A 3,849-nucleotide genomic window follows, 5' to 3' on the forward strand; every position below is an offset into this window, starting at 1 on the left:
GTAGACCCTTTATTGATGATACCTTCTTACTCCTTAGCGCAGGTCTTTGGAATTTCCATCTCAGAACAGCGTAAAATTTACTTCAATCACCGAAACACCCTTATTTCACTATTAAGCAACACGCTTATTGAAATAGGTACTGTTGGCATAGGTATTCTCTACCCTCATATGGCAAAGAATACAGTTCAACACACCTGTGATAATTAGAATAACATTGATGGAGATCACCGAATAACAAAATGGGCCAAAAGTGATCTCCATCGATGTTATTAAGCTATCTGGTTAAATGTTATTAGCTGATCTCCATCAATGTTATTGGGTGATCTGCATGCATGGTAATATGCATCACTCATGGGAGCGTGGTTTAAATGAACACAGTAACGGACTTATCCGCCGTTTTTACCCAAAAGGAACGGACTTCAACTCAGTCACGGACAACGAGATTGCAGAACTTGAGCACATACTTAATACTCGGGGACCAAAATCGTTGAGCTATTTTTCTCCAAATGAAGTATTTTTAGCTCATCTAATGGCTGCATAACGTTTTATGGGTTTGTTGCGTTTCGACTGGGAATGGGCCGATTGATTACACCGACAGGTCAGGGCGCTCAATTGCCAACGATAAAAATGACGAATGGCTATTGCCATCCTGTCAGCAAATGTTTCGCGTATTGAAACCGAATAGTCTGATGGTTAGTTTTTACGGCTGGAATCGGGTTGATAAATTTGTTGATGCGTGGAAAAAATCCGGCTTCCGGATTGTTGGTCATCTCGTTTTCAAGAAACGTTATGCGTCAAAAACTGGTTTTTTGGGGCACAGCCACGAAAATGCTTATCTGCTGGCGAAAGGCCGTCCAGTGATGCCCGTCAAGCCAATGAAAGACGTACAGTCATGGCAATATACAGGCAATATCTATCATCCGACACAAAAGCCCGTTAGTAGCTTACAACCGCTCATAGAGTCTTTTACGCAACCTAACGCAATTGTACTTGACCCATTTGCGGGTTCTGGCTCTACCTGTATCGCTGCTGCGCTTTCAGGACGGCGTTACATCGGTATTGAGCTTATTGCTGAATATCATGCCATTGGTCAACAACGTATTGCCGCTTTGCGTGCTTGTCGTGCAGCCTAAAGAGGAAATCAAAATGAATTATTTTGGTCATGAAGTACTACGAAAAGATGTGGCTTTACTCGTTGATAAAATGGATATGTTTTATATCCAACTTTTCGAGTTTGAGCGGAAATATTTATATAACTCTTACGAACTTACCGAACGTTTAGTGGCGCAACTGATTAAGCCGATTAAAAAGAAAATGCAAGATATTTATCAACAAGTCATTGCGTTGGACAGTGCTTTTAAAGATTAATTAAACGGGCGGTATATCCGCCCAGTTTTTTTATTATTTATTTTTTCGTGATTTATTTCTTTTAAAATCAGCAAGGCTAATGACGGGTGCTTTTCTTTTTTTTCTTTTGCGTGGTTTTATAACCGGAATATTATTATCATAAATAAACATGACAGGGGTATCATTTTCGTTCCTAATTTCAATCTTATCAAAATTAATATCTTCCCCATGAAAATAAAGATTAACGCCGGAGAGAAATTCAATGTTATAAAATTGTAATTCCTCAATTGCTTCACAAATCGCATTTTTAAGACTTTGTTTATTCCAGCGACCCGTAAATTTTATTCTCATTCATTTTTCCCGTTTTTATTTTCTGATAATGTTGATAAATTTTTTTTGCATAGTGGTAACGATTTTTAATTGATGTATTGGTATTTTTCATTCCAGCGTTATACATGCCAACGGCTAGCCAATTTTTGCCGTAGAGAGCAAAGTTACGAGTTAAAATCATTGCCCCAATATGAATATTTAAACAAGGATGATTGATTAAGTCATTTTCAGTTAACATAGGGTATTCATTTTTAATTGCGTTAAAGGTTTTGCTATTAATCTGCATAATCCCTAAATCAAGTGAACCATCTTTATTTTTTTTGCATGGGGATTAAAGTTGGATTCTTGTCTGGCAATCACTCTTAAATAATCGGGGTCTATTTGATAATAACTTCCTGCTCTATCAAAAAAATCGGCAAGCGATATTTTTGAAATAACAAGAAAAAATAGCCACATTAAATTTTTAATTTTCATCCCGAAGCTCGTTATTCAAAAGTAAGAACAATTCGGCATATTGTCGCCCCTATAAAGCAAAAGTATTTTTTAAAGATATCCCAATCATCATTTTCAATTTTACCTACTTAAATCCGCTTTTTCTACTACTAACTTACATACCACACTCAAAATATATATTTTGTTTTAAACATATGAAATATATTATTTTTTTATTAAATTATCTATATATAATTATAAATTTTGACATTAAAAAATGGCATAAAAATACTTATTTGCCAACTAATTGTTATTTAATGAAATAATTTATTTAGACTATTTTGGATTTATTTTATATCTATTTAATTTTTTTGTTAATTTATTATAAATTTTAATAAAAACAATATGATGGCAATTGCCATTAAAAATTGATTTTTTACTTAATATGCCAGTATTTGCCATTATTTTATCTAATTGATTTTAATTTATTTTTATAATTACGCCATTAAAAGATGTCAAAAAGCAGCAATTGATGGCATGATTATTTTTTAAATATTTGTAAATTTAATTTGGTATATTAATTATGATTCCTGAAGATTATAAAGTTACTGTACGTATTCCTAAATAGGTTGTGGATGTTATTGATGCTATTTCTGAAAAAAGGATTAATGATGGTGAAGGAAAATCATACTGTAATCGAACAGCAATTGCATTAGAAATGCTTAAATTAGGCTCTCGTATTATGAAAAAAAATATAGATAAAGATTCTAATGAAACACCTTCTATTTCTGTCGATGATAAATTAGCGTTAATTGCTGAATCTGTTTTAAAAACAGAATACTTTACAAATACTATTTTTCTCGGTGGTCGTGGTGATATCGATAAAGCTAAACATCAAGGTACAGAGGAAAATTATCAAAAATATTTATCAGAGATGAAATATAAACTTAATTATTTTTTTAACCAAAAATAGAAAGTGGTTTTATGATTAAAAAATAATGCCCCTAATCTTGGGGCATTATCAAATTAAGTTTTATGCTCAATGACTTCTGGCTGAGATTTCTGCCCAATAGCGATTTTTTGTGGTTTCTCTTGTTCTGGTATCTCGTAATTAAAAGTTAATGTTAGCAATCCATCGGCTAAATTGGCATTTTGGATTCTGATGCGATGGTCAAGGTCAAAACTCATCGAAAAGCCTTTTTTCTCAATACCTTTATGTAGCCATTTCTCTGTTTTGCTATCATGATTACTTTCTTCTTTCTCTGTTTCACTTTTTCTGCTGATGGTCAGCTTATTATTCAGCACCGATATATCTAACTCGTTTTGTTTATAACCAGGAACGGCTACGGTGAGTTCCAGATTTTCTTTATCTTTTTGGTATAAATTATAAGATGGAGCATCTGATAAAGGTTTTTCACCCGTTATTCGGCTAAACAATTTATCCATTTGAGTAAACCGGTCGGATAACAGGTTGTCATTGAGCATTGGGATAAGAGAAAAAGAACGATAAGCCATATTGTCCTCCTTTTGCGCTTATTGATTCGTATATTACTTTGTTTAGGGCACCTCGAAAAACCTAAGCCGAGTTTGATTTTGCTGATAAAGTTATCGGAAGCTGGTCTACTGAGCTAACCACCATGAAGAAACGCAGCGCCATTAAGAATGACCTCTTTGCAAACCAGTATCACCAACAGACGATCGACAAGTTGGGTGACCCGCTGGTCAAGATCGAAACCTGTA

The 3,849-nt window shown here is 34.0% G+C and carries 7 protein-coding genes and 2 pseudogenes; 5 read left to right on the forward strand and 4 right to left on the reverse strand.

What is annotated here, in order from left to right; genetic code table 11:
• The 4 genes and pseudogenes from CBG25_RS14635 to CBG25_RS14650 all read left to right on the forward strand — a co-directional run.
• The coding region (locus tag CBG25_RS14635) for a hypothetical protein (protein ID WP_290607539.1) at positions 1 to 207 on the forward strand (207 nt) is incomplete at its 5' end.
• Between the two features lie 130 nt (positions 208 to 337).
• Positions 338 to 445, forward strand: a pseudogene (locus CBG25_RS14640) (IS30 family transposase); the annotation flags it as partial.
• Between the two features lie 142 nt (positions 446 to 587).
• Positions 588 to 1,133 (forward strand): annotated as a pseudogene (locus CBG25_RS14645) (DNA methyltransferase); the annotation flags it as partial.
• Positions 1,123 to 1,368: a hypothetical protein gene (locus CBG25_RS14650; protein ID WP_290607540.1), complete on the forward strand. Its 246-nt coding sequence runs from the start codon at positions 1,123 to 1,125 to the stop codon at positions 1,366 to 1,368. The pseudogene CBG25_RS14645 and the gene CBG25_RS14650, both read left to right, overlap by 11 nt.
• Positions 1,369 to 1,401: 33 nt before the next feature.
• Here CBG25_RS14650 and CBG25_RS14655 read toward each other — a convergent pair whose 3' ends face one another.
• Genes CBG25_RS14655 through CBG25_RS14665 form a run of 3 tightly spaced genes read right to left on the reverse strand, consistent with a single transcriptional unit; the run spans position 1,402 to position 2,151 of the window.
• Positions 1,402 to 1,698, reverse strand: a complete 297-nt coding sequence (locus tag CBG25_RS14655; protein ID WP_290607542.1) for a hypothetical protein — start codon at positions 1,696 to 1,698, stop codon at positions 1,402 to 1,404.
• Positions 1,667 to 1,963, reverse strand: coding sequence for a lytic transglycosylase domain-containing protein (locus tag CBG25_RS14660; protein WP_290607544.1), 297 nt, complete (start codon positions 1,961 to 1,963; stop codon positions 1,667 to 1,669). Before CBG25_RS14660 ends, CBG25_RS14655 begins: the two co-directional genes overlap by 32 nt.
• A 5-nt stretch (positions 1,964 to 1,968) precedes the next feature.
• A complete protein-coding gene (locus tag CBG25_RS14665) occupies positions 1,969 to 2,151 on the reverse strand; it encodes a transglycosylase SLT domain-containing protein (RefSeq protein ID WP_290607546.1) in 183 nt (60 codons plus the stop codon).
• Positions 2,152 to 2,740: 589 nt separating this feature from the next.
• On the opposite strand from CBG25_RS14665, the gene CBG25_RS14670 reads away from it, so the two are divergent.
• On the forward strand, positions 2,741 to 3,082 hold the full coding sequence (locus CBG25_RS14670; protein WP_290607548.1) for a hypothetical protein: 342 nt from the start codon (positions 2,741 to 2,743) through the stop codon (positions 3,080 to 3,082).
• A gap of 53 nt (positions 3,083 to 3,135) precedes the next feature.
• Here the strand turns inward: CBG25_RS14670 and CBG25_RS14675 are convergent, their stop codons facing one another.
• On the reverse strand, positions 3,136 to 3,624 hold the full coding sequence (locus CBG25_RS14675; protein ID WP_290607550.1) for an Hsp20 family protein: 489 nt from the start codon (positions 3,622 to 3,624) through the stop codon (positions 3,136 to 3,138).
• Positions 3,625 to 3,849 lie beyond the last annotated feature (225 nt).

It is taken from the genome of Arsenophonus sp. ENCA (genome assembly GCF_002287155.1).
Classification (GTDB): Bacteria; Pseudomonadota; Gammaproteobacteria; order Enterobacterales; family Enterobacteriaceae; genus Arsenophonus; species Arsenophonus nilaparvatae.

Coding starts and splice junctions, on each gene's coding strand:
- CBG25_RS14655 (WP_290607542.1), bottom strand. CDS start 1,698: ATGAGAATAAAATTTACGGGTCGCTGGAATAAACAAAGTCTTAAAAAT.
- CBG25_RS14660 (WP_290607544.1), bottom strand. CDS start 1,963: ATGCAGATTAATAGCAAAACCTTTAACGCAATTAAAAATGAATACCCT.
- CBG25_RS14665 (WP_290607546.1), bottom strand. CDS start 2,151: ATGAAAATTAAAAATTTAATGTGGCTATTTTTTCTTGTTATTTCAAAA.
- CBG25_RS14675 (WP_290607550.1), bottom strand. CDS start 3,624: ATGGCTTATCGTTCTTTTTCTCTTATCCCAATGCTCAATGACAACCTG.